We start from the raw sequence: 24,227 nt of genomic DNA, 5'->3' as shown, positions 1-24,227 counted from the left end.
CTACCCTCCCAACGCCTTCGCGACGATCGGGGCCAAGGCACGCAACGCCTTGCCCCGATGGCTGATCGCGTCCTTCTCCTCGATCGACAGTTCCGCCGTCGTCCGGTCGTACCCCTCGGCCTGGAACAGAACGTCGTACCCGAAGCCGCCGGTGCCGCGCAGCTCGCGGATGACCGATCCGCGCATCTCACCGAGCACCAGTTCGTCCGCCTCGTCCGGCCGGACGAACGCCACCGCGGCGATGAACGACGCACCACGCCGCTCGTCCGGCACATCCTCCAGCTGGCCGAGCAGCAGCAGGTTGTTCGCGTGGTTGTCCTTGGCCGGTCCCGACCAGCGCGCCGACAGTACGCCGGGCATGCCGTTCAGCGCGTCGACGCAGATGCCGCTGTCGTCGGCGATCGACGGCAGCCCGGTCGCGGCCAGCGCGGCGTGCGCCTTCAGCAGCGCGTTGCCCTCGAACGTCGGCTCGGTCTCGGCCGGCTCGTCGTACGCCGGTACGTCGCCCAGCCCGAGCACCTCGATCCCGGGCACGATCGGGGTCAGGATGCGACGCAGTTCCTCGAGCTTCTTCTTGTTGTTCGAGGCCAACAGCACCTTGGTCACGCGAGGGCCTCCAGCTGCAGCTTGGTCAGCTCCGCGCATCCCGCCGTACCGAGCTCCAGCAGGCTGTCCAGCTCGGCGCGGTCGAACGGCGCACCCTCGGCCGTGCCCTGCACCTCGATGAACTTGCCGTCGCCGGTCAGCACCAGGTTCATGTCCGTCTCGGCGCGGACGTCCTCCTCGTAGCAGAGGTCGAGCATCGGGGCGCCGTCGATGATGCCGACCGAGACCGCAGACACCGAACCGGTCAGCGGCTCGCTCTTCAGCAGCTTGCGCTCGCGCAGGTACGACACCGCGTCGGCGAGCGCGACGTACGCGCCGGTGATCGCCGCGGTCCGGGTCCCGCCGTCGGCCTGCAGTACGTCGCAGTCGAGCAGGATCGTGTTCTCGCCGAGCGCCTTGTAGTCGATCACGGCCCGCAGCGAACGCCCGATCAGCCGCGAGATCTCGTGGGTCCGGCCACCGATCTTGCCCTTCACCGACTCGCGGTCCGAGCGGGTGTTGGTCGCCCGCGGCAGCATCGCGTACTCCGCGCTGACCCAGCCGAGACCAGAACCCTTGCGCCAGCGCGGCACACCCTCGGTCACACTCGCCGCACACAGCACCCGGGTCCGGCCGAACTCGACCAGCACCGAGCCCTCCGCGTGGTCGAGCCACTTCCGGGTCAGGGTGACGGGCCGTAGTTGATCCGGGGTACGTCCATCGATACGCGCCATGCGTCCGACCCTATGCCTCCAGGCGCTGGACCTCCGCATTGGACGGGCGCAGGGCACCGGACGAACCGGACGGACGCAGGCCACTGGACGGGCGAACCTGGGTGACGGCCATCCGGGCAGCCCAGGGCAGCAGGTCGTTGGCCCGCCGGCCGAGCCACGGGACGCCTTCCTTGACCAGCCAGAGGGTGTCCGCCCACCGGCTCGGCGCGACCCCGGCACAGTCCAGATCCGGAGGTACGTCGATCGGCAGCCCTCGCCGGGCCAGTTCGTCGGCGAACGCCCGAGCCAGCCGCCGGTGACCGCGCTCACCCGGGTGCAGCCGGTCGATGCTCCAGAAGTCCCGGCGGTACACCTCCGGGTAGTCGGCCATGTCCAGCCGGATCCCGCCGAACTTCGCGTGCAGGTCGTCGTACACCTGGTTGATCTCCTCGATCCGCTGCCACAGTGGGCGGCGCAGCCAGGCCGGCAGACCGAACACCTGGCCGTGGTCGTGGAACCGGACAGTGAGCAGCAGCGCGCCACGGGCGGTGAGTTGCTCGGCGCAGTGATCCAGGCAGGCACGGATCCGGCCGGAGTCGAAGTTGGATCGCAGAGTGTCGTTGACCCCGACGATGAGCGAGGCGATGTCGATCGGACCGGTCGTTACGGCTTCGGGCAGTTGCTCGGTCGCGACCAGGTGCACGGTGGCCCCGCTGGTCGCGAAGTTGGAGAACGTCACACGGTGGGAACTGGCCAGGGAGTCGGCAAGCAACGAGGCCCAGCCTCGCCACCCTTCACCCGGGCGCGCACCGGCACCGGACAGGTCGGTCGTACTGCTGCCGTTCATCGGGTCCCCGACACCTACGGTGGTCGAGTCCCCCAGTGCCACGTAGTGGAGGCTCACATTCCGCCATGGTGACGGCACGGAGCGGGACTTCGGTGTTTCCTGGATGACCAACGCGTCAATTCCAGCTGGAGGACGGGTGATTGAAGGACGCAACTGCTCGGAGTTACTGTGCTTCAAACAACTATGTGCAGGAGCTGCTTGCTGATGACTGATCTTCGGTTTGGCTTGGTGGGACTCGGGGCCCGTAGCCGGCTCGCGCAGTACGCGCACACCCCGGGCGAGGGTTCGGCGATCGTGGCAGTGGCCGATCCGGCCGCCGCGCAGCGAGACATCGCACTGGAGCGGTTCGCCGGCGCGACGGCGTACGCGGACCATCTCGAACTGCTCGACCAGAAGCTCGACGGCGTCTTCCTGACCACGCCCGACGACCTGCACGAGGGCCCGGCGATCGACTTCCTGCGGGCCGGCGTCTCGGTGTTCGTGGAGAAGCCGCTGGCCATCACGACCGAGGGCTGCGACCGGGTCCTGCAGGCGGCGTACGAGAGCGGCGCGCGGCTGTACGTCGGCCACAACATGCGGCACATGCCCGTCGTACTGACGATGCGGGAACTGATCCAGTCCGGCGCGATCGGTGACGTGAAGGCGATCTGGTGCCGGCACTTCGTCGGCCACGGCGGTGACTTCTACTTCAAGGACTGGCACGCGGACCGCCGTCGGTCCACCGGCCTGCTGCTGCAGAAGGGTGCCCACGACATCGACGTGATGCACTGGCTGGCCGGCGGCTACACCACGCGCGTGAACGCGATGGGTGCGCTGACCGTGTACGGCGGGATCGAGGACCGGCAGGACCGATCGGAGCAGCGATTCGGCGACTTCGTCAGCGACGACAACTGGCCGCCGCTGGAGCAGAAGGGCCTGGCGCCGGTGATGGACGTCGAGGACCTCTCCATGGTCAACCTGGCGCTCGACAACGGGGTCCTGATGACCTACGAGCAGTGCCACTTCACGCCGGACTACTGGCGCAACTACACCGTGATCGGCACGCACGGCCGGTTGGAGAACTTCGGCGACACGTACGGCGGCGTGGTGAAGGTCTGGAACAGCCGCCGGTCCGGGTACCGCGAGGACGCCGACCAGGTCGTCGAGATCCCGGGCAGCTCCGACCACCACGGTGGCGCCGATCCCTTGCTGGTGGGCGAGTTCATCCGCTTCGTCCGCGACGGCGGCGAGACGCTCACGTCCCCGGTCGCCGCGCGGGCCGCGGTCGCTGCCGGGTACGCCGCCACCACGTCACTGCGCTCGGACGGCACCCCGGTCGACGTCCCGCCGCTGGACCCGACGCTGGTCAGGTATTTCGACAACGGCCAAACGCGGTGAGCTAAGGTCATGGTCGTGACCTGGTACGCCGCACTGCGAATGCTGAGCCCTCGATGCGGAGGACTCTAGCGGCGTAGGCGCATGTGCTTGCAGCGAGAGGCCCCCTGTGTCGGGGGCCTCTCTCTTTTTTCCAGCTGCCTGCACATCCTTGGAGAGATTCGATGTACCCGATCACCTATGTCACCGACTGTTTCGGCGGCAACGCCCGCGCCAGACTCAGCACCCGGATCGGCGCCCTGTTCGGCCAGTCGCCGACGATCGTGGCCGCCGACGGGCCCGATCCGGAGTCGTTCGCCGCACTCACCCTGCTCGACTGCCTGAGATCGACCGAGTCCTTGGGGGAGGACGGCCATCCGACCATCACGCTGGTCAACATCGCGCCCCGCGACGGCGAGTGGCCCAACGGCGCCCCGTTCTGCTTCTTCACCTACGGTCGGCATCTGGTCGCGAGCACGTTCGACGCGCGCACCCTGTCCTTGGTACGCCGTGAGCTCGGGATCGATCGGGTCCAGGTGACGGACATCCGCGAGGTCCTCGAGGCGGCGCGCGACTGGGCCGAGTTCAGTGCCGAGGAGCTCGAGAAGATCGCCGACACCCAGTTCCGCAGCCTGTGGTACCTGCCGCTGCTCGCCAAGTGGCTCACCGACGGCCACGCCGTCCCGTCGACACCGACCGCCGTACCCGTGCTGGACGACGCCGAGCCGACCGTGAGCGTCGTCGACAACTTCGGCAACTGCAAGCTCGACTGCTGCGCCGCCGCGATCGGGTTCTCCATCGGGGCGTCCATCCCGGTCGCCGGCCGGACTCAGGACGGCTCGATCACCCTGACCGAGGTCGGTTGCTACCGCCACCTGACCGACGTACCTCTCGGCGCCGCGGGTCTGATCCTCGGCAGCTCGGGCACGGACTTCGTCGAACTCGTCATCCGCGGCGGCTCGGCAGCGTCGGCCTTCAACCTCCGCCCGGGCGACTCACCACTGCGCAGCACGCCGGCCGAGTACGCCGCCTGAAGTGCCAGAGGCGGGACTCGAACCCGCACGCCCGGGGGCACCGGCACCTAAAGCCGGCGTGTCTGCCGTTCCACCACTCTGGCTGGGTAAGCACGCTGCTCCCCTAGGACAGACATCCTAGGGGAGCAGCAGACGCTCAGCGGCTTTGCAGGGCGTCGATGAACACCGTGCGCAGGTCGCCGGGGTTGCGGGCGACGTACGACTGGCCGCCGGTGGCCTGGGCGAGTTTGCGGAGCTCCTCGGCGTCCGCGTCCGGGCCCATACCGAGTGCGATGATGCGGACCGGGCGGGCCGGGTCGCGGAGACCTTCCAGGGTCTGGATGGTCTTCTCCAGGGTCGGGCTGCCCGGGTCGTCGTTCTTGCCGTCGGTGAACAGCAGGATCGAGTTGACCGCGCTCGAGTCGTACTGGTTCCGGACCGCGCGGACCGCCGCGATCGCGGTGTCGTACAGACCCGTGCCGCCGTTGGGAACCGCGTGCTGGATCTTCAGGTTGGTCAGGATCTTGCTCCGCTGGCCGGACGACAGCGGCGCGATCGGGACGAGTTCCTTGTAGTCGCCGCCGTCCGAGCCGATCCGGGTCGAGAACGTCCACAGCCCCAGCGAGGCGCTGTCTGGGAACAGCGACAGACCACCGCTCGCCGCCTCGATGGTCAGCTGCATCCGGGACTTGCCGCCGACCTGCTCCGCCATCGAGCCGGAGACGTCGATGACCGCCAGTGAGTGGGTGGACAGCGACAGCCGGGTCCAGTTCTGCAGCGTCTTCTCGATCGCCTCGCCGGTCGGCTTGGTCAGCTGGGTCAGGTCGCCGACCCCGCGGCCGCCGCTGAGCGGGCTGAACAGTGCGTCCCGGAAACCGGCCTGGTCGCGGGCCTGGCTGGACGCGTCGGACAGCAGCTCCGCTGCGAGTGCCTTGCCGGCGTCGGTGATCGTCTCGGCGTCGTCCTTGGCGGTGACCACCATCGGGTAGTCCAGCGTCAGCGTGCCGGTGGCCGGCATGATCGCCTTCAGCTGGGCGTCCGGGTGCTCCTCCTGGTACTTCACGAAGCTCTGCTCCGACGCCGGTACGACGACCCTGCTGCCGTCCTGGTCCGCCCGGCCGAACAGTGCGTTCACGTCGCTGTACGGCTTGGCCATCGAACCGAGTCGCTGCGCGAGCGGCACGATCACCTGCGACACCTGGGTGTCGGAGGCGGAGGTCTTCTGCCGCTCGGACTGCACCGCGAGCAGCGCGAGTGCACCGGGCGAGGTGTTCAGCGGGTCCAGCAGGGCCGGATCCGAGGCACCGAGGGCGCGCAGCCAGGACGACGTGTCGGCGAAGTTGGCGCCCCGCCCGACCAGCACCAGCGGCGAGGTCGCGACGGACGGTACGGCGATGCTCGGGACGCTCTGGCCGTCGTCGGCCTGGCCCACCCACAGAGACGAGTCCGGCACCCACAGATCGGGCCGGTTGTCGCTGCCGCTGGCGATGTCCCGAGCCACCTTGGCCGAGGGAGCCCCGCTGATGGTGAACTGCAGACACGGAGTTCCGTCGTCGCCGCCCTTACCGGCCAGCGACTTGGCCGCGGCCTCCAGCGAGGGCTGCATCTCGGGTGTGGTGCTCAACGAGACCTGCGTCGGGTCGTCACACGACTGCCCGCCGAGGAACCCGTCGGCGCCGGACTGCGATCCGAAGGAGCGGACCACAAAGACGGCGCCCAACGACACCACCAATAGCCCGACCGCAGTGATGTACACCGAACGACGGTTGTTGTTACTTCGCGTCACCGCAGAGGAATGTTTTCCCATCGCGGCAGGTCCCTCCCTCCCAGAGGCTGACTGCGCGCGCAGATTACCCGCTTTCGGCTGGTCAGGGCCAAGGTCGGAGTACTTCTTGACACACCCGGGGGTGGACCGCAACCGAACGCCGGTGGTCCTGGGAGTACCGCTCTTTCGCAAGAACACTCAAAAAGTCACCGACGGTAGTCCTGTCACTCCGATCCGGTGAGATCGGGGTGTGATCCAAATCACACCGGAGACTTTCCTCAAACGACCGTTCCATGGACCATCGCCGTGAAACGGTCGAAGGTTTCCCTGCGCGGAGTGGTCTGGACCGCGCCCGGATCAGAGGCCGAGATCGCGGCGAAGCTTGGCGACGTGACCGGTGGCCTTGACGTTGTACTGCGCCACCGAGACCTTGCCCTCGGGGTCCACCACGAAGGTGGAGCGGATCACGCCGGTGACCTTCTTGCCGTACATGGTCTTCTCGCCGAAGGCGCCGTACGCGGTCAGCACCTGCTTGTCCGGGTCGCTCAGCAGCGGGAACGTCACGCCGTCGCGCTCGCGGAACTTGGCCAGCTTCGCGGGCTTGTCCGGTGAGATGCCGAGTACGGCGTACCCGGCGGCCTGCAGCGAGTCCAGCGAGTCGCGGAAGTCGCAGGCCTGCTTGGTGCAGCCGGGCGTCATCGCGGCCGGGTAGAAGTAGACGATCACGTTCTTCCCGCGCAGGTCCTTCAGTGCGACCTCGTTGCCATCGGCATCGGGCAGGGTGAAGTCAGGTGCGACATCGCCGACGGACAGACGTTCGGACATCAGGCCCTCCAGGGGAACGGGGTGAACTGCTCGCAATCGTACGTGGGCGGGGCGCCTGAGTGGCGACTTGCGCGGGCAGGGGCCGCAGGGTGGAGTTGGCGCATGCGGGCCATGACAGTCATACCGGGGAAAGCCGACTCTGCGAAGCTCGGAGAGGTCGCGGACCCGCCCACCTCCGACGGTTCCGTGCTGGTCGATGGGTTGCTCACAGGCATCTGCGGGACGGACATCGAGCTGGTCTCCGGAGCGTTCGGCAGCGGGCGGCCTGGCTCGGACCACCTGGTGATCGGACATGAGTCGCTAGGGCGGGTGCTGGAGGCTCCGGCGGGTTCTGGGTTCGCCACAGGCGATCTGGTGGCCGGTGTGGTCCGCCGCCCGGACCCGGAGCCCTGTCCGGCGTGCGCACGCGGTGAGTGGGACTTCTGCCGCAACGGCTTGTACACCGAGCGCGGCATCAAGGAGATGGACGGGTACGGCGCCGAGCGGTGGCGGGTCGACCCGTTCTTCGCCGTACCGATCCCGGCGGAGCTCGGACACCTCGGCGTACTCGTTGAGCCGGCCAGTGTGATCACCAAGGCCTGGGAGCAGGTGGATCTGGCCGGCCGGCGGTCCTGGTTCGGACCGCAGCACGTACTGGTCACCGGGGCTGGGCCGATCGGACTGCTGTCCGCCCTGATCGCGACCCAGCGCGGGTACGACGTCCATGTCCTGGACCGGGTGCCGGACGGGCCGAAGCCGGAGCTCGTGCGAGCACTCGGTGGCACCTATCTGACCGACCTCGCCGAGCTGAGCGTCGTACCGGATGTGGTGATCGAGGCGACCGGGGCCGGGCAGGTGGTGTTCGACTGCGCGCAGCTGCTCGCGCCGGCCGGGGTGATGTGCCTGATCGGGATCTCGCCCGGTCCCGCGTCGATCGACGTACAGCTGGATGCCCTGATCCGGCAGTTGGTGGTCCGCAATGCCGCGCTGGTGGGTTCGGTGAACGCGGGCAAGCGGCACTACGCCGATGCCGTCGACGTGCTGCTCGCCGCGGACCGGACCTGGCTGGAGCGGCTGATCACCCGCACCGTGCCGCTGTCCGACTGGCCGAGCGCGCTGGTCCGCGAACCGGATGACATCAAGGTGGTCGTGGACTTGCAGGCGTGACCTGCGAGGATGGGATGTACGCAGGGCAGGCCCGGCCATCCCGGGGCTGGCCCGACGAATGAAGGGAGCGCCGACAGGTGTCGGACACGAAGGCGAAGGCTCGGACTGCCGAGCAGATCGAGGCGGACATCGCCGCCACTCGGGCACGGCTGGCCTCCACGGTGGACGAGCTGGTCGACCGGGCGCACCCGAAGAACCTGGCCAAGCGCCAGGTCGAGCAGGCGAAGGCGCAGGTCTTCGACGAGCGTGGCCAGTTGCGGACCCAGAAGATCGTCGCGGTCGGTGGCGCCGCGGTCGGCGTACTCGCCGTCCTGCTGCTGATCCGGCGGCTGGTGGGTCGCCGGTGACTCCTCGCAAGAAGCTCTCCGACGACAAACTGCCCATCCGGATGCTGCACGACCGCGTCCTGGTCTCCCTCGAGCAGGAGGGCGAGCGCAAGTCGTCGGCCGGCATCCTGATCCCGGCCACCGCGCAGATGGGCCGCCGGCTCGCCTGGGCGAAGGTGGTCGCCATCGGGGCCAATGTCCGCACCGTCGAGGTCGCCGACCGGGTCCTGTTCGACCCGGAGGACCGAGCCGAGGTCGAGGTCCGCGGTGACGACTACATCCTGCTCCGCGAGCGCGATCTGCACGCGGTCGCGGCCGGCCGTCTGGAGGACGGCCAGACCGGCCTCTATCTCTAAGGCAGCCGGTAGAGCCGCCGGGCGTTGTCACGGCCCCACAGAGCGGCTACGCGTACGGCGTCCTCGGCGGACCAGTCGTCCTGCTCGACGAAGCCGCTGAGCACTGACGTGACGGCCCGCCGCCACAAGACAGCGCCAAGGTAGTGCAGCTCTGCCGCGCCGAACGCGTCCGAGGAGTAGAGCAGCTTGCCGAACGGCGCCAGCTCCAGACCTTCCGCGACCACGGCCGCCGCCCGCGCGCCGACGTACATGGTGGTCAGGCCCAGGTCGAAGTACACGTGGGGGAAGACGTGTGCGAGGTATCCGGCCTCGCGGTGGAACGGGTAGCAGTGCAGCAGGGCGACCTGCGTGCCGAGTGGCTCCACCTGACGCAGCCACTCGGTCAGCAATAGTGGGTCGGCGGTCCGCAGGTTCAGGTCGGTGTCGCCGAAGCCGACGTGGAGTTGCAGCGGTAGACCGCGGCGTGCGCCGATCCAGAGCAGCCAGCGCAGGAGCACCGGGTCGGTGACGCGGTCCGTGCCTGCGGAGTACCAGCGGTCGAGTGCGGCCAACACCTCTTTGGCGCTTGGCTCGGCCGGGTCGAAGTCGAACCCATGCCGATACGCGACGATGCTCTTCAACCCGACAGCACCGGCGGTCCGTTTCTCCAGCCGCCGTAACAACGCATCCGGTACGGCGGCAACGGCGGACTCATGCGTGGCGACGTACTCGAGCTCGGACTCCAGCCGGACCACCTCATGTGCACGCGAGCCACTCAACGCCGCCAACTCGTCCACACCGGTCACTGCGTCGGCTTGGTAGCCCGTGTCGACGAGGTAGTCGCTGACACCTGCGGCGTTGAGGAGCAGAGAGTTCCGGTCTTGCTGCGCTCGGGCCGCGAGGTAATCGTCGGGCGACGCGTGCGGCTCCAGTCCGAGCAGCGGAGCGCAGTACCGGCGGATCGCCAATCCCAGTTGGGAATCGAACGTCGACAGCCACGGCGGGACCGGCCGGTCCGACTCGGTGATCAGTTGCTCGAAGGTAGTCCGGTCGAGCGGACCCTTGACTGCGCCGTGGACGTGGTGGTCCACCAGCGACAGCCCGGCGACGTGGTCAGCGAGGGACATTGTGGCTCGCCATCCGGAACTGTGACGGTACGGCGGCCGTACCGGTGACCAGGCCACGCACGAACTCACCGACCAGCGGTACGAACTTGAAGCCCTGCCCGCTGAACCCGACCGCGACCGTGATCGGTCCGGCCCGGTCGATGACGAAAGTGTCCGACGGGGTGTTGTCGTAGAGGCAGCTGATCGTCGTGGACCGCGCTGTGTCGAGTCCCGGGTACCACTGCTCGACGTGGCGGATCAGCTCGGCGTCCCGCCCCGGTTCCGGCGCGAAGTCCCGCGTATCGGGGTCGACTTCCGGACCGGAGCCGTGCAGTCCGACCTTCACTCCGGTTCCGGGCTCGAACAACCCGTAGCTGTTGCCGTTGTGGTTCAGGAAGCTCGGCCAGTCCAGGTCGTCCGAGATCGGTGCGAAGAACCGCGGCTGCTCCTGCGTGCAGGTAATAGGTGGCAACGGCGCCAGTCCGGTCAGCAACCTCGGAGCCCACGGACCGGCGGTCACCACAACGTGCTGCGCCCGCACCGCCCCACCTGGTACGTCGAGCTCCACGAAAGTGTCATGGACGCGCAGAGCGTTCACCGGCGACTGCACCCGGAACTCCGCTCCGTGCTGTGTAGCGATCGTCTGCAGTGCCTTGACGGTGCGGTCGGCGTACAGGCGTCCGGAGCCCGGCTGGTGGAGGACCGGTGTCTCGAAGCGGAACCCCGGCCACCGTTCGGTCGCCGCCTCGGCTGTCAGCACCTCGCCGGTTGCCGCATGCAACGACCGGAACGCCTCGACGGTCGCGTCGTCCACGCCGAAGTCGATCCCACCGGTGACCTCGAACAGCGTCTCGCCGGACTCCGCCTCCAACTCACGCCAGAGCGGTCGCGCCTGCTCGGTCAGCCGCGCGAGGTCGGCGTTGTCGGCAGCCGGCCGGAACAGCCGCGTGCCGCCGTGCGATCCACCGCGGTCGTGCCCGAGCGTGAACTGCTCCAGTACGACGACCTCCTGCCCGTCAGCCGCCAACGCGCGAGCCGCCGCCGACCCCATCGCCCCGGCCCCCACCACTGCCACGTCGTACGTCATTGCCCACCCCTCCAACCGGCGTCCTTCGTCCGGTTGGGTCCCATCTTCCTAGAAGTTGTCGGGACTCTTTCTAGAAGCTGTTGGGGCCGAAGCGGAAGACGGCGAGCAGGACGGCCAGGATCAGCACGACCGCGTTGAGCGGGAGCACCTTCCACTCCTTGCGGCGGGCGTGGGTCACGATCGCGCCGGCCATGATCACGGCCAGCCCGACAGCGGCCAGCGGGACCAGGATCGGTGCGATGTCGAGGGCACCGGGCAGGATCAGGCCGAGTGCCCCGAGCACCTCGGCGGTGCCGATGAGCTTCACCGTGCCGGCCGAGAAGTCCTCGACCCACTGCATGTTCGGGTTCGCGAGCAGCTTGCGGCGCGACTGGCTCAGTTTGGTCACGCCGGCGGCCAGGAAGAAGGCGGCCAGGACCCCCGCGACGATCCACAGAAAGACGTTCATGTCCCACTCTCAGTGATGAGTTGACGTTTCAACCCAAAGCTAGCGCGGGTGACTTGAAGCGTCAACTAAGGCCGTAGACTGGTGTCATGGGGAGTGAGACGCGGTGGCTGGAGGCCGACGAACTGGCAGCGTGGAAGTCGCTGTCCACGCTGCTGTTCAAATTGCCAGGCGTGCTCGACTATCAGCTCCAACGGGACTCGGCACTGAGTCATTTCGAGTACCTCGTGCTCGCCGGGTTGTCGGAGTCGCCGGAGCGCTCGCTGCGGATGAGTGATCTGGCCGGGTTCGCCAACGGATCGCTGTCGCGGCTGTCGCATGTGGTGAAGCGCCTGGAGCAGCGGGGCTTCGTGTCCCGTCGACCGGCCGAGGACGACGGCCGGATCACGGTGGCGACCATCACCGACGCCGGCTATGACGTCCTCGTCGCGGCGGCTCCCGGTCATGTCGCGACGGTCCGCGAGTACGTCGTCGACACGCTCACGCCGGCGCAGCTCGCCGAGCTCAAGACGATCGCCGACCAGATCCTCGCGAAGGTGGACCCGGACAAGGCCTGCTGAAATCCCCTTGCCGAGAAGTGAACGGTCGTGCTTTTATCGTCGGGTGAGCAAGGGTGAGGAGACCCGCGCCGCAGTGCTGGACGAGGCTGCGCGTGTGGTCAGTGCAAGCGGCTTGAGCGGTCTGACGATCGGCCTGCTGGCCGATCGGATGCAGCTGTCCAAGAGCGGCCTGTTCGCCCACTTCCGATCGAAGGAGCAGTTGCAGGTCGCGGTCGTCGAACGAGCGGTCGAGCTGTACGCCGAGCGCGTCATCCGGCCGGCGCTCAAGGCTCCGCGCGGTGAGCCGCGGCTGCGGGCGTTGTTCGACCGCAAGCTTCGCTGGGACGACGGTGATCTCGCCCTGCCGGGCGGCTGCTTCTTCGCCAGCGTCTCCGCCGAGCTGGACGACGCACCGGCCGGCCCGGTCCGCGATCTGGTGGTCAGCGCCGAGCGCGATCATGCCGAGCTGCTTGCGAACGTCTTCCGGACCGGCATCACCGAGGGACACTTCCGCGAGGATGCGGACCCCGACCAGTACGCGTACGACATCAGGGGCGTGCTGCTGTCGTACCACCACGCCAGCCGGCTCCTGGCCGACCCCAAGGCCGAGGACCGAGCGCGCACCGCCTTCGAGGCGCTCCTCCGGGCCGCCCGATCCGACCATGTGGAGTGACTTGTCGTGGCCAAGAAAAGCACGAACGTTCGGTTGCTGAATCTCGTCTTCGGGCTGTCTGAGCGCCTCGCACCACCGGTCGGCACGGCCTTGCTGAACCGGCTGTGGTTCCGCATCCCCGCCGTACCGGAGAAGGCGCGGCAGCCGCGGGGTCAGCTGCCCACGCCGACGCCGTTCGAGGTCGGGACGCTGCGCGGACTGTCGTACGGCGAAGGTCCGGCGGTCTATCTCGTCCACGGCTGGGGTGGGTGGGGCCTGCAGTTGGCGGCGTACATCCAGCCGTTGGTCGACCAGGGCTTCCGAGTCGTCACGTACGACGCTCCGAGCCACGGCGATTCGGCTCCCGGGCCAGAAGGCAGCTCCTCGTCGACCCTCCTCGAGATCGCGGACGCGCTCACCGCGGTGGTTGCCGCGCAGGGACCGGCGTACGGCGTGATCGCGCACTCGGCCGGTGCGACGGCCACTGCTCTCGCGCTGCGGGACGGTCTGGAGGTCGAGCGGCTCGTCTTCGTGGCGGCAGCGACCGACTTCGCCGTGACACTTGATCAAATGCAGGCGGTCCTCGGCTTCGGGCCGCGGATCCGGCGTGGGTTCGAGCGCAGGTTCGAGGCGCGCTTCGGTCCGATGAGCTCGTTCCGGACGGGCGCGATCGTCGCCGAGATCGCCGCCGGCCGGGCGCTGCCGCCGTTGCTCCTGATCCACGATCGCTCCGACGCGGAGACGTCGTACCAGGGCAGCGCCGATCTGGTCGGGGACTGGCCGGGCTCGCGGCTGGAGACCTCCGAGGGACTCGGGCACCGGCGGGTGCTGCGGGACCCCGACCTGGTGAAGCAGGCGGTCGGCTTTCTCGCGGAGCGGGCGCCCGGCGGCGGCGCGGGCTCTGGGCGAGAGATGATGTGGGAGTGATCTTCGAGACCTCCAGCCGGCTGCCAGACTTCCCGTGGGACAAGCTCGCCCCCTACAAGCAGAAGGCGGCCGAGCATCCCGACGGCATCGTCGACCTGTCCATCGGCAGCCCGGTGGACCCGGTGCCGGACCTGGTGAAGAAGGCGCTCGCGGATGCGGCCGACGCACCGTCGTACCCGACCACCATCGGTACGTCGACCGCGCGGCAGGCTGCCGTGGACTGGATGGCACGGCGTCTCGATGTCACCGGAGTGGACCCGCAGACCGGCGTACTGCCCGTGATCGGCACCAAGGAGCTGATCATGCTGCTGCCGACGCTGCTCGGCATCGGCGCCGGTGACACGATCCTCATCCCGGACCTCGCCTACCCGACGTACGAGGCGGGCGCTGCGCTCGCCCGCGCGACCAGCGTGCCGGTCAGCGATCCGACGACGTACGACGGACCGGTGCGGGTCGCGTACCTGAACTCGCCGCGGAACCCGACCGGTGAGATCACCTCCGCTGACGACCTGCGCCGTGCGGTCGAGTGGGCGCGGGCGAACGACGTACTGCTGGTCAGCGACGAGTGCTACCTCGAGTTCGGCTGGGACGCGAGGCCGCTGTCCGTGCTGCACCCGGACGTGTGTGGTGGCAGCTTCGACAACCTGCTCGCGGTGCACTCGCTATCCAAGCGGTCCAACCTGGCCGGGTACCGCGCTGGCTTCGTGGCCGGCGACGAGACGGTGGTGACCGAGCTGCTTGCCGTACGCAAGCACGCCGGGCTGATGGTGCCGTCACCGATCCAGGCTGCGATGGCGGCCGCCTTCGCCGACGACGCGCATGTGGAGGAGCAGCGGGTTCGGTACCTGCGCCGCCGGTCCGTGCTGCGGGACGCGCTGACCGATGCAGGCTGGGCCATCACCTTGTCCAACGGTGGGCTGTACCTGTGGGCCGAGCACCCGTCGTACGACGCCTACGGCTCCGTCGGAGCGCTCGCGGACCGCGGCATTCTGGTCGCTCCAGGAGCCTTCTACGGTACGGCGGGGGAGCGGCACGTGCGGGTCGCGCTGACCGGCACGGACGAGCGAATCGACGCCGCAGTGAAGAGACTGCAGGAGTAACAGAACTTCCACGTCTTGTGCGACGTCTTCTTCAATGGGTAGATAAATCCCTGGGGAGGGGACGTGCACATGAACATGTGGCGATCTGTCGGGGTGGCGGGGACTGCTGTCGTGCTGGTGCTGGGGTTGCTCCCGGCCGGAGCGCAGGCGGCCGACGAACCGACACCTGAGGCGACTCCTGCGGTCACGCCGCAGGCTGAGACACCACCTCCACCGCCGACCGCTGCGGTGGAGGAGCCGACGCCCACTCCCGTGGTGGAGGAGCCGACGCCGACTCCCACTCCCGCGGCGGCGCCGGAGTGGTCGATCACGCTGAACCAGCCGGCTGCCTCGTGGGAGGACCGGCCCGTCGTGTTCACCGGCGCGATCAGCAAGCCGATCACCGGTTCCTACATCACACTGTGGCAGCGCGTCTCGACCACGTGGGTCCTCCGTGGCGCGACCCGGACCACGACCGGCGGGGTCTACAAGTTCAGCTTCGTCTCGCCGTACCCCGGGACCTGGGCGTTCCGCACCATCATCGGAGCGAAGGACACGACGTCGCTGGCGATCTCGGCGGCCCGGACCGTGCCGATCCAGGACCGCAAGATCGTCGTCAACACCCCGGCCCCCTGGTACGCGACGCTGACTGGTGCGTCCGTCAGCGGGCGAACCTGGCCGCCCGAGCCGGGCAAGGAGCTCGCGCTGCAGCAGTACGTCGGTGGCAAGTGGCTCGCACTGGGCATCACCACGATGGACAAGTGGGGCAAGTACCTCTTCCGCGTGCCGGACAACGTGCCGGCGACCCGGACCGTCCGGGTGCTCAGCCGGTGGGTCAGCCAGCCGGCCATGGAGTACTCCGCCTCGGTCAAGATCGTGGTCAAGGCGCACATGAACCCGAAGGTCTACACGGTGACGGCTGCCTCGTTGCCGAACACCTATCGGGCCGGCTGTCCGGTCGGGCCGTCGTCGCTGCGGCTGCTACAGCTGAACTACTGGGGTTTCGACCACACGGTGCACCGCGGTGAGCTGATCGTCCGGGATGCCGCCGTACAGAAGATGATCACGGCCTGGACGGCGACGTTCGCGGCCAAGTTCCCGATCCGGCAGATGCGGCGGGTGGACCGGTTCGGCGGCAGCGACATCAGGTCGATGGCGGCCGACAACACCTCGGCGTTCAACTGCCGCCGCGTCACCGGCAACCCGTATGCGCTGTCGCCGCACTCCTATGGCTGGGCGATCGACATCAACACCGTCGAAAACCCCTATCTGGCGGCGAACAACGTCTGGTACCCGTCGAACGGGAGCGCGTACCGGAACCGGTCGGTGTCGCGGCCGGGCATGCTCTTCGCCACCAACACTCCTACGAAGGCGCTGATCGGGCAGGGGTACTTCTGGGGTGCGCGCTGGAGCAAGCCCGACTACCAGCACTTCGAGCCGAAGTGAGAGCACTCACTGGTGCCGCGGTGCTCGCTGGTGCTGCGGTGCTTGCTGTGGTGCTGGTGGGCTGCAGTGCTGACCCGCCGCAGCCTCAGGCTGCTGGGACGCCCCAGCCCACGAGCACGCCCACACCGACGCTAGGTGGCACCGTGCCGGTGCCCACGAACACCCTGAGCACGGTCAAGCCGACGGACGCCGCCGTACCGCCGGAATTGCCGGAACAGGCGACCGCACCGCCGCCTGCCTCGGCTGGTCCGCTCAGTGCTCGCAACCTCCCGGCGCCCGCCAAGCTTGGGGCTGGTTGGAAGACGTACGTCGATCCGGGTGGTGCTGAGGCGGGGTTCCTGGGCAACAAGACCTGGACCCGGCAGCGCGAGCCACACCAGGCAGCGTTCGAGGCGCTCCCGGTTGGCTGTGCTGGTCAGCTGCCGTCCGGGTCGCTTCCGGTGCCGCAGTACGCGCTCCAAGCGACGTACCGCACCGCCGCTGGGCTGCCTGCAACCGCGCTGCTCCTGCGCTTCACCGGTGCTGAGGAAGCTGCCGCCTACTACCAGGGCTACCACTCCCGTATGACCGCGTGCGGGAGCGGCGGCGACCTCTCCGTCGCCCAGCTCTGGACCGAGGACGCCGCCACAGCAGCCACCCGCCAGTACGCCGGAGCCGAGTCCTACACCGACATCTCGGTAGTCCAAGGCCGCACAGTCGCCCTCCTGGCCGCCACCGCGACCACCCCACCCCCCACCCAATCCACCTGGTCCCACACAGCCACCCCCGCCCTCCAATCCACAATCGACACCCCCTAACCACCCACCAACCCGCTAGTCGTCACCCCTTCCCCCACCGCCGCCTGCAATCACCCGCCTCCACCCCCGACACCTCCACCTCACCGCACCTCCTGCTTTCCCACTCCCGGCGCCGGAGGCGCCGTCCACGCCATCCAAATGCAACAGAAGCTCCCTCGACTCCCGGCGCCGGAGGCGCCGTCCACGCCAACCAAATGCAACAGAAGCTCCCTCGACTCCCGGCGCCGGAGGCGCCGTCCACGCCACCCAACTGGAACGGAAGTTGTATTACCTTTCAGTATTTGTTGTCTTACACTCGCGGTATGGGTGACTTCGACCGGTATGCCCGCCTGACCGCGGGTCTCGACGCGCCGTTCGCGGTGGTCGACCTCGCCGCGTTCCGCCGGAACGCGGACGACCTGGTCCGCCGCGCCGCGGGTACGCCGATCCGGATCGCGTCCAAGTCGGTCCGCTGCCGCGCGCTGATCTCCGCCGCGCTCGAGCGCCCTGGCTTCCACGGCGTGATGAGCTACGCCCTTCCGGAAGCGCTCTGGCTGGCGCACAACGGCATCGACGACATCCTGATCGGCTACCCGACCGTGCACCGCACGGCTCTGCGCGCCCTGTCCGAAGACCCCGGGGCCGCCGCCCGGATCACGCTGATGATCGACTCACCCGAGCACCTCGCCTTCATCAAGTCCGTCGTGACCGGCAACGCCCGCATCCAGGTCTGCCTCGACGTCGACGCCTCCTTGCGAATCTTCGGCCAGCACCTCGGCGTACGCCGTTCGCCCCTCCGCACCCCCGCCGACGTCGCCACCCTCGCCCGCACGGTCGCCGCCGACGACACCTTCGAACTGACCGGCGTCATGTTCTACGAGGCGCAGATCGCCGGCCTCCCCGACACCTCCCCGGCCGTCCGCTGGGTCAAGCGCCGCTCGGCCGCCGAGCTCGCCGACCGCCGCGGCGCCGTCGTCGACGCCGTCAAGCAGATCGCTCCGCTGCGCCTGGTCAACAGCGGCGGCACCGGCAGCGTCGAGATCAGCAGCGCCGACCCCGTCGTCACCGAGGTCACCGCCGGCTCAGGCCTCTACGGCCCGACGCTCTTCGACAAGTACGACGTCTTCAAGCCCGAGCACGCGGTCGCCTACGCCCTGGACGTCGTACGTCGTCCTGCCCCGCGATTCGCCACGCTCTTCGGCGGCGGGTACGTCGCGTCCGGGCCTGCCAAGAAGTCGAGGCTGCCATCGCCGACCTGGCCGGCCGGGCTGAAGCTGCTGGGCACAGAAGGTGCCGGAGAAGTGCAGACTCCGGTCCTTGGCAGGTCCGCCGAAGGGTTGCATCTTGGAGACCGGGTCTGGATGCGCTATGCGAAGGCGGGCGAGATGCTGGAGCGGTTCGAGGTCGTTCATGCGATCGACGGCGACGAGTTGCGTGAGCTCGTCACGTACCGGGGCGAGGGGAAGAACTTCGGATGAGCACCTGGCGGAACTGGGCCGGCACCGAGTCGGCCACCGGTGTGGAGATCCTCCGGCCGTCGTCCACCGACGAGCTCGCCGCGATGGTGAAGGCTGCCGCCGAGCAGGGCAAGAAGCTCAAGGCCGTCGGCGCGGGCCACTCGTTCACCGGCTGCTCCGTGCCCGAGCAGGTGATGGTCCGGATGGACAGGCTGTCCTCGATCGTCAACGCAGACAAGGAATCCGGGCGCGTGACCGTCGGCGCGGGCACCGACCTGCGCAAGCTGAACGCCGGCCTCGCCGCCTTCGACCTCGCGATGGCGAACCTCGGTGACATCGACAAGCAGACCATCTCCGGCGCCATCTCCACCGGCACCCACGGCACCGGCGCGCGCCTCGGCGGCCTCGCCACCCAGGTCGTCGCCCTCGACCTGGTCACTGCGGACGGGTCGGTGCTGCACTGTTCGGCCGACGAGAACCCGGACGTCTTCGCCGCGGCCCGCGTCTCCGTCGGCGCGCTCGGCGTGATCAGCTCGCTCACGCTGCAGACCGTTCCGGCGTTCCTGCTGCGAGCCCAGGAGATGCCGCTCCCGCTCACGGAGGTTCTCGACGGGTTCGATGAACTTGCCGATGGCAACGATCACTTCGAGTTCTACTGGTTCCCGCACACTGACCTCGCGTTGACCAAGCGGAACAACCGGGTCGCCGCCGGCGTCGGCGCGTCCCCGGTCGGCCGGGTCCGCGGCTGGATCGACGACGAACTCCTCTCCAACAAGATCTTCGAGTTCACCAACCGCGTCGCGGTCAGGCAACCCGGCCTGGTTCCCCGGATCAACCGGATCGCATCCCGCGCGTTGTCGGCCCGCGAGTACGTCGACGCGTCGTACACGGTGTTCTGTTCCGAGCGCAACGTGATCTTCCGCGAGTCGGAGTACGCCGTACCTCGGGAGAACGTGGTCGAGGTGATCCGCCGGCTTCGCGAGTGGATCGATGCCTCGGGTGCGCGCATCCCGTTCCCGATCGAGGTCCGCGTCGCCGCTGCGGACGACATCTGGCTGTCCACCGCCCAGGGCCGCGACACGGCGTACGTCGCTATTCACCAATACCACCGCCTCGCACACACCGCCTACTTCGACGCGTTCGAGCGGATCGTCTCCGACTACAACGCCCGCCCGCACTGGGGCAAGCTCCACACCCTCACCGCGGCGGATCTCCGCACGCGCTACCCGCACTTCGAGGACTACCTCGCCGTCCGCGCTCGTCTGGACCCGACCCACACCTTCACCAATCCGTACACCCGCCAGATCTTCGGCTGAGCGGCGCGCGGGGTGGTGTTCGAGGTGACGCGGCGCGGGTAGCCTGCGGGCATGACTGACGTGGAGGGTCTGCAGCCGGTCGACGAGGACTGGCAGAAGGCGTTGGCAGTGATCGCTCACCCGGACGACATGGAGTTCGGGTCGGCGGCTGCTGTGGCGCGATGGACGGCGCAAGGGAAGGAGGTCGTGTACTGCCTCCTGACGTCCGGGGAAGCGGGCATCGACGGAGTCCCGCCGGAGAAGTCGGGGCCGCTGCGCGAGGCCGAACAAATCGAGTCGTCGCGGATCGTCGGGGTCTCGCAGGTCGAGTTCCTCGGCCAGCCGGACGGGACGATCGAGTACGGCGTCCCGCTCCGCCGCGTGATCGCCGAGGTGATCCGGCGGCATCAGCCGGAGATCGTGATCACGAACAACTTCCACGACACGTGGGGCGGCGACGGCAACCTCAATCAGGCCGATCACATCAACACCGGTCGCGCCACGATCGACGCAGTCCGCGACGCCGCCAACCGCTGGATCTTTCCCGACGTGGGTGAGCGCTGGGGCGGCGTACGGCAGGTCTGGGCCGCGGGCTCACCCAACGCCAAGCACGCCGTCGACACCACCGACACGTTCGACATCGGCGTCCAGTCGCTGAACGCGCACAGGGTCTACATCGACGGCCTGAACTGGCCGCACTTCGACCCGACCGAGTTCCTCGAAGGCGTCTCCCGCCCCGCCGGCACCCTCCTAGGCACCCGCTACGCCACCCGCTTCGAAGTCATCACACCCTGACGTCTCCACCGAGTCGTGGATTCGGGTGCGCATCGGTCACGATTTCCTCCGATATCCACGACTCGATGTCCACGTGCACGGAGGTCTTGGGAAATGCGGGCCACGACAGTGCCGGGGGCGTGGAGGAGGTCGTGGGCTGTGATGACGCGCACCAGCCAGCCCTCGCGTTCGAGGTTCTCCCGGCGGCGGATGTCGCGCCGCCATTGCCCGAGGTCCCGCGCATGGTGGCGGCCGTCGTACTCGATCGCGATCTTGAACTCCGGGTAGCAGAGGTCGGGCTGGGCCAACCAGCCTCCGTCGGAGTCGAGGACGACCCGCCCGACCTCGGGCTCAGGCAGCCCGTCGAGCACGAGCAACAGCCGGAGCCGAGACTCCATCGGTGAGTCGACGCCCCGTCGAACCAGAGTCGCAGCCCGCCGCGCCAATCGGATGCCGCGAACGCCGACCGCCGCGGTCGCAGACTCGATCAGGCCTGCGGTGTCGACATCCGTACGGCGTACCAGTGCATCGCCGGGCCGTGACGAGCTCGGTCAGGTCGCAGTACGACGCGAGGTCGAGGAACGTGCGCTCCGGTGGTGTCACCGGGACACCGAGCGCGGGCACTCCCTCCAGATTGCGGACTTCATGAACCCGAAGGCCGCGAACTCGTGGCACCACCCGATGGGGATCGCGCCGGACGCTGAGATGCAGTTCGCCCGAGGTCGGTCCCGTCCCGCACCACAGCCCCAGCGCCGTGTGATGACTGATCACCCCACCGGGCGCGAGTAGCAGAGCCGCCGCGGCACGCACACGTGGCGTCAGGAGAACCTCGGCCGGCGCATAGACCGATCCCACGACCCTCCGAAAGCGGCCGCTGCGCAGTATTCCGGGCGACGTTCCTGCCCTCCGCGCCTGCGCCGCCGTGAAAATCTCTCCGAGCATCCCTCCACTCTGTCCGACCCCGCACCCCGCCCGCGCCGCTTATCCACAGGCGGTCGCGCGGTGGCGTGCTTCGGCACGCCGAGTCGTGGAATTGTGTGCGCGGAATCCCCGATCAGGGACCTGGATCCACGACTCGAGCGCCCGGGTGTCAGCTCTTGGGGAGGTCGAGGTGGATGGAGAGGTGTGGGGGGTTGGGCTTGGGGTGGCGGGGTTCGCGGTCGCCGCTGGGGTCTGGGCCGGGTGGGTTGCCGGGGCCGGACCAGGAGCGCACGAGGGTGCGGCCTTTGCGGGAGAGACGGTGAAGGTCGATCTGCTCGACCTGGTGTGCCGGGATGCCTAGCTGAGCCAGGCTGCGGTTGGCCATCGCGCAGGCAGCGTCGTGCTTGCGCGTCGAGAGCTTGTGCTGGAGGACGATCGCGATCGTCCCGTCGGGCAGGTCCTCGACCCGGCAGAGGCGCATGCCCGCGTCCAGTGCGTACGACTTGAACGCAAGGTCGATGTAGTCGGCGTTGGACAGTCGATTGGTCTTTGCGCGAGCAACCACTTCATACCTGGCCATGTACCGATCATGCGTCGGCGCGCAGGCGTTTTCCAGGTACTCCGGCCGCCCGGCAACGGCACGGTGGCCAGGTTGGTCAGACCTGGACGACTCGGTTGGCCTCGGTGAGGACAGCGGGGGAGGCCAGCGACTGCCATCGCGGGAGTTGTTCCTGGAGGAACTGGTGGAGTTTCGGGGCCAGGTCCGGAGCGTGGTCGAGGACGTCCAGTTCGTTGACGATGGTCAGATCGACGAAGTCCCGGAGATCCGCGGTGGAGAGCTCCTCCGACGTACCGGTGAAGCGGTCGGTGACGGTGCGGTGCTCGGCCAGGTCGCGCCAGGTGGTTTCGCGGTCGCACGCGCCGTAGCGGTACACGATCTGCTCGGCTTCGGGGCCGATGACGGCCTCCAGGACCGGGCGTTCGTTCTGCCAGTCGAACAGGTGGGTGGGGAAACCGTCGGTCCCGTAGGCGGCGTGGGCGAGGCCGGCCAGGACCAGCGTGTCGGAGGCCCCGAGGGTGGTGAGGCGCTTGGCGACGCGGTGGAGGTGGACGTACAGGCTCCCGCCCGCGTGCTCAAGCTCGTCCGCGCCGCGGACCAGCAACAGCGATCCCATGTCCTGAAAAGCGCTCATCTGACCCCTTCACTTCGGGAGCGGCCAGGGCCCAGGAGGATCGGCCCAGGGAATTACGGTAAGGCCTCGATCACGACCGCGCCCAGAGGTACGGCGCGCCGGGTTCGTCACATTTTGTTGCGGGGTCTGCGTGCTGAAGCCGCTGCCGCGGCCGCCGCGGTGTCTGCGGGTAGCTGCCGTTTGGTACTTCCCACCCTTGTGCGGGGAGGCGCCTACATGCCCGTTGCCGGACGGGTGGAAAGCACCAAACGTCAGCCGTTGTCGCTGCAGCAATTGCCGTTCAAGCCGCTGTCGTCAAGCGGTTGTCGTTCAAGCGGTTGTTCTCGGCTGGGATCCGGGGCGGTCGCTGCCGCAGTCAGCCGACGGTGGTCAGTCCGCGAGGTCGGCGAGGGCTTTGCGGGCGGCTTCCAGTTCGGCTTCGAGGGCGGCGACCTTGGCGGCCTGCTGCTCACGCGCGGCCTCGATGACCTCGTCGATCGGGGTCGAGAGGTCCTCGTGCAGTTCCTTGGCGGCGCGGGAGACCGCGGCGGCCGCGACGGCGAGGTTGCGGGCCAGGTAGGTGCTGCCCTGCTTGAGCTCGGCGTGCCACTCGCCGTCGGCGGTGCCGGTGACGGTCAGCGTCAGCTCGAGGGTCTTGGTCTTCTTGCTCGCGGCCTTCTTCGCCGGAGCCTTCTTCGGCTTGTCCGCTGCAGGCGCGTCGGGCGCCGGAGCGTTGTCCGGGGTGGCGTCCGTCGGAGTGAGGGTGTCGGGAGTGTCGGCGACGTCCGACGGCGCTTCTACTGCCAGAGTGTCTACAGTCATCGTTGCGGCGATCTCCTTGTGAACATCGCCCGCCGTGAGCGGGCTGGCGCTGAGCGTCTATTAGAACATACGTTCGAGACGCAAGCCAATCCGCAAGGAAGAGACAAGGGAAAGGCGAAAAGAACCCCGGCGAGGGGAGTGAAATAGAACCTGAAACCGTGTACGTACAAGCAGTGGGAGCACCTTCGTGGTGTGACTGCGTACCTTTTGTATAATGGGTCAGCGACTTATATTTTGTAGCAAGGTTAACCGTATAGGGGAGCCGTAGGGAAACCGAGTCTTAACTGGGCGATTAGTTGCAAGGTATAGACCCGAAACCCGGTGATCTAGCCATGGGCAGGTTGAAGGTTGGGTAACACTAACTGGAGGACCGAACCGACTAATGTTGAAAAATTAGCGGATGACTTGTGGCTGGGGGTGAAAGGCCAATCAAACCGGGAGATAGCTGGTTCTCCCCGAAAGCTATTTAGGTAGCGCCTCGTGAACTCATCTTCGGGGGTAGAGCACTGTTTCGGCTAGGGGGCCATCCCGGCTTACCAAACCGATGCAAACTCCGAATACCGAAGAATGTTATCACGGGAGACACACGGCGGGTGCTAACGTCCGTCGTGAAGAGGGAAACAACCCAGACCGCCAGCTAAGGTCCCAAAGTCATGGTTAAGTGGGAAACGATGTGGGAAGGCATAGACAGCCAGGATGTTGGCTTAGAAGCAGCCATCATTTAAAGCCGATCGCGGCGAGGTCGAAGTCGAGCAAGAGCAGTCCCTGCGGTGTCAGCAAAACGTTGTCGAGAGTCACGTCGCCATGGCAGACACCATGGT

At 68.1% G+C, this 24,227-nt stretch carries 26 protein-coding genes, 1 tRNA gene and 1 rRNA gene; 15 read left to right on the top strand and 13 right to left on the bottom strand.

Going from position 1 to position 24,227, the window contains the following annotated elements; all coding sequences use genetic code 11:
* Genes rdgB through AB0I34_RS34350 form a run of 3 tightly spaced genes read right to left on the bottom strand, consistent with a single transcriptional unit; the run spans position 1 to position 2,187 of the window.
* Complete coding sequence (rdgB, locus tag AB0I34_RS34360) at positions 1–606, bottom strand: RdgB/HAM1 family non-canonical purine NTP pyrophosphatase (protein WP_360453244.1); 606 nt, start codon at positions 604–606, stop codon at positions 1–3.
* On the bottom strand, positions 603–1,319 hold the full coding sequence (rph, locus tag AB0I34_RS34355) for a ribonuclease PH (RefSeq protein WP_131361811.1): 717 nt from the start codon (positions 1,317–1,319) through the stop codon (positions 603–605). The genes rdgB and rph overlap by 4 nt, the downstream gene beginning before the upstream one ends.
* 10 nt (positions 1,320–1,329) lie before the next feature.
* Positions 1,330–2,187 (bottom strand): SGNH/GDSL hydrolase family protein, encoded by an 858-nt coding sequence (locus AB0I34_RS34350; protein ID WP_360453240.1) that lies wholly within the window; start codon positions 2,185–2,187, stop codon positions 1,330–1,332.
* 162 nt (positions 2,188–2,349) lie between these two features.
* Between AB0I34_RS34350 and AB0I34_RS34345 the strand changes: the two genes are divergently transcribed.
* Complete coding sequence (locus AB0I34_RS34345; protein WP_360453237.1) at positions 2,350–3,522, top strand: Gfo/Idh/MocA family oxidoreductase; 1,173 nt, start codon at positions 2,350–2,352, stop codon at positions 3,520–3,522.
* 161 nt (positions 3,523–3,683) lie between these two features.
* The gene (locus AB0I34_RS34340) at positions 3,684–4,532 is read left to right on the top strand and encodes an SAM hydroxide adenosyltransferase (RefSeq protein ID WP_360453234.1); all 849 of its coding nucleotides are present in this window, start codon (positions 3,684–3,686) and stop codon (positions 4,530–4,532) included.
* A 2-nt stretch (positions 4,533–4,534) separates the two neighbouring features.
* On the opposite strand, the gene AB0I34_RS34335 is transcribed toward AB0I34_RS34340, so the two are convergent.
* The 3 genes from AB0I34_RS34335 to bcp all read right to left on the bottom strand — a co-directional run bounded on the left by AB0I34_RS34335 (position 4,535) and on the right by bcp (position 7,101).
* Positions 4,535–4,615: transfer RNA gene (locus AB0I34_RS34335), tRNA-Leu, on the bottom strand.
* A 53-nt stretch (positions 4,616–4,668) separates the two neighbouring features.
* Complete coding sequence (locus AB0I34_RS34330) at positions 4,669–6,267, bottom strand: substrate-binding domain-containing protein (protein ID WP_360453231.1); 1,599 nt, start codon at positions 6,265–6,267, stop codon at positions 4,669–4,671.
* Positions 6,268–6,633: 366 nt separating this feature from the next.
* Positions 6,634–7,101: a thioredoxin-dependent thiol peroxidase gene (gene bcp / locus AB0I34_RS34325; protein ID WP_131361816.1), complete on the bottom strand. Its 468-nt coding sequence runs from the start codon at positions 7,099–7,101 to the stop codon at positions 6,634–6,636.
* A gap of 102 nt (positions 7,102–7,203) precedes the next feature.
* Here bcp and AB0I34_RS34320 point away from each other — a divergent pair, with 102 nt between their 5' ends.
* From AB0I34_RS34320 to AB0I34_RS34310, 3 genes are all read left to right on the top strand, one after another.
* On the top strand, positions 7,204–8,247 hold the full coding sequence (locus AB0I34_RS34320; protein ID WP_360453227.1) for a glucose 1-dehydrogenase: 1,044 nt from the start codon (positions 7,204–7,206) through the stop codon (positions 8,245–8,247).
* A 77-nt stretch (positions 8,248–8,324) separates the two neighbouring features.
* On the top strand, positions 8,325–8,594 hold the full coding sequence (locus AB0I34_RS34315) for a DUF3618 domain-containing protein (RefSeq protein ID WP_131361818.1): 270 nt from the start codon (positions 8,325–8,327) through the stop codon (positions 8,592–8,594).
* 41 nt (positions 8,595–8,635) lie between these two features.
* A complete protein-coding gene (locus tag AB0I34_RS34310; protein WP_360453437.1) occupies positions 8,636–8,929 on the top strand; it encodes a co-chaperone GroES in 294 nt (97 codons plus the stop codon).
* Here AB0I34_RS34310 and AB0I34_RS34305 read toward each other — a convergent pair.
* From AB0I34_RS34305 to AB0I34_RS34295, 3 genes are all read right to left on the bottom strand, one after another.
* Positions 8,926–10,035 carry an amidohydrolase family protein gene (locus tag AB0I34_RS34305; RefSeq protein ID WP_360453224.1) on the bottom strand — a complete coding sequence of 370 codons (1,110 nt, stop codon included), beginning with the start codon at positions 10,033–10,035 and terminating at the stop codon, positions 8,926–8,928. The genes AB0I34_RS34310 and AB0I34_RS34305 overlap by 4 nt on opposite strands.
* On the bottom strand, positions 10,022–11,101 hold the full coding sequence (locus AB0I34_RS34300) for an FAD-dependent oxidoreductase (RefSeq protein ID WP_360453221.1): 1,080 nt from the start codon (positions 11,099–11,101) through the stop codon (positions 10,022–10,024). The genes AB0I34_RS34305 and AB0I34_RS34300 overlap by 14 nt, the downstream gene beginning before the upstream one ends.
* 70 nt (positions 11,102–11,171) lie before the next feature.
* Positions 11,172–11,549, bottom strand: a complete 378-nt coding sequence (locus AB0I34_RS34295; RefSeq protein WP_360453218.1) for a DoxX family protein — start codon at positions 11,547–11,549, stop codon at positions 11,172–11,174.
* An 86-nt stretch (positions 11,550–11,635) separates the two neighbouring features.
* Between AB0I34_RS34295 and AB0I34_RS34290 the strand changes: the two genes are divergently transcribed.
* The 9 genes from AB0I34_RS34290 (at position 11,636) to AB0I34_RS34250 (ending at position 20,512) form a co-directional block, all read left to right on the top strand.
* Positions 11,636–12,106: a MarR family transcriptional regulator gene (locus AB0I34_RS34290; RefSeq protein ID WP_360453215.1), complete on the top strand. Its 471-nt coding sequence runs from the start codon at positions 11,636–11,638 to the stop codon at positions 12,104–12,106.
* Positions 12,107–12,149: 43 nt separating this feature from the next.
* Positions 12,150–12,758, top strand: coding sequence for a TetR/AcrR family transcriptional regulator (locus AB0I34_RS34285; protein ID WP_360453212.1), 609 nt, complete (start codon positions 12,150–12,152; stop codon positions 12,756–12,758).
* 6 nt (positions 12,759–12,764) lie between these two features.
* Positions 12,765–13,664, top strand: a complete 900-nt coding sequence (locus AB0I34_RS34280; protein WP_360453209.1) for an alpha/beta fold hydrolase — start codon at positions 12,765–12,767, stop codon at positions 13,662–13,664.
* Positions 13,664–14,764 (top strand): succinyldiaminopimelate transaminase, encoded by a 1,101-nt coding sequence (dapC, locus tag AB0I34_RS34275; RefSeq protein WP_360453434.1) that lies wholly within the window; start codon positions 13,664–13,666, stop codon positions 14,762–14,764. The genes AB0I34_RS34280 and dapC overlap by 1 nt, the downstream gene beginning before the upstream one ends.
* A gap of 69 nt (positions 14,765–14,833) precedes the next feature.
* On the top strand, positions 14,834–16,189 hold the full coding sequence (locus AB0I34_RS34270; protein WP_360453206.1) for a M15 family metallopeptidase: 1,356 nt from the start codon (positions 14,834–14,836) through the stop codon (positions 16,187–16,189).
* Positions 16,190–16,332: 143 nt separating this feature from the next.
* Positions 16,333–16,986: a hypothetical protein gene (locus tag AB0I34_RS34265; protein WP_360453203.1), complete on the top strand. Its 654-nt coding sequence runs from the start codon at positions 16,333–16,335 to the stop codon at positions 16,984–16,986.
* 302 nt (positions 16,987–17,288) lie between these two features.
* The gene (locus tag AB0I34_RS34260; RefSeq protein ID WP_360453200.1) at positions 17,289–18,443 is read left to right on the top strand and encodes an amino acid deaminase/aldolase; all 1,155 of its coding nucleotides are present in this window, start codon (positions 17,289–17,291) and stop codon (positions 18,441–18,443) included.
* Positions 18,440–19,738, top strand: a complete 1,299-nt coding sequence (locus AB0I34_RS34255; RefSeq protein ID WP_360453197.1) for a D-arabinono-1,4-lactone oxidase — start codon at positions 18,440–18,442, stop codon at positions 19,736–19,738. Before AB0I34_RS34260 ends, AB0I34_RS34255 begins: the two co-directional genes overlap by 4 nt.
* Positions 19,739–19,789: 51 nt before the next feature.
* A complete protein-coding gene (locus AB0I34_RS34250; RefSeq protein WP_360453194.1) occupies positions 19,790–20,512 on the top strand; it encodes a PIG-L deacetylase family protein in 723 nt (240 codons plus the stop codon).
* On the opposite strand, the gene AB0I34_RS34245 is transcribed toward AB0I34_RS34250, so the two are convergent.
* The 4 genes from AB0I34_RS34245 to AB0I34_RS34230 form a co-directional block, all read right to left on the bottom strand.
* Positions 20,479–20,889: a DUF559 domain-containing protein gene (locus AB0I34_RS34245; protein ID WP_360453191.1), complete on the bottom strand. Its 411-nt coding sequence runs from the start codon at positions 20,887–20,889 to the stop codon at positions 20,479–20,481. The genes AB0I34_RS34250 and AB0I34_RS34245 overlap by 34 nt on opposite strands.
* A 692-nt stretch (positions 20,890–21,581) precedes the next feature.
* Positions 21,582–21,992 (bottom strand): hypothetical protein, encoded by a 411-nt coding sequence (locus AB0I34_RS34240; RefSeq protein WP_360453189.1) that lies wholly within the window; start codon positions 21,990–21,992, stop codon positions 21,582–21,584.
* Positions 21,993–22,068: 76 nt separating this feature from the next.
* Positions 22,069–22,605 carry a DUF6817 domain-containing protein gene (locus tag AB0I34_RS34235; protein WP_360453186.1) on the bottom strand — a complete coding sequence of 179 codons (537 nt, stop codon included), beginning with the start codon at positions 22,603–22,605 and terminating at the stop codon, positions 22,069–22,071.
* Positions 22,606–22,974: 369 nt separating this feature from the next.
* A complete protein-coding gene (locus tag AB0I34_RS34230; RefSeq protein ID WP_360453183.1) occupies positions 22,975–23,406 on the bottom strand; it encodes a DUF6319 family protein in 432 nt (143 codons plus the stop codon).
* Between the two features lie 55 nt (positions 23,407–23,461).
* Between AB0I34_RS34230 and AB0I34_RS34225 the strand changes: the two genes are divergently transcribed.
* A 23S ribosomal RNA gene (locus tag AB0I34_RS34225) occupies positions 23,462–24,227 on the top strand; the annotation flags it as partial.

The sequence above is a fragment of the Kribbella sp. NPDC050281 genome, from assembly GCF_040655855.1.
Taxonomy (GTDB): Bacteria; Actinomycetota; Actinomycetes; order Propionibacteriales; family Kribbellaceae; genus Kribbella.
This window is presented reverse-complemented; position numbering and strand designations above follow the sequence as displayed.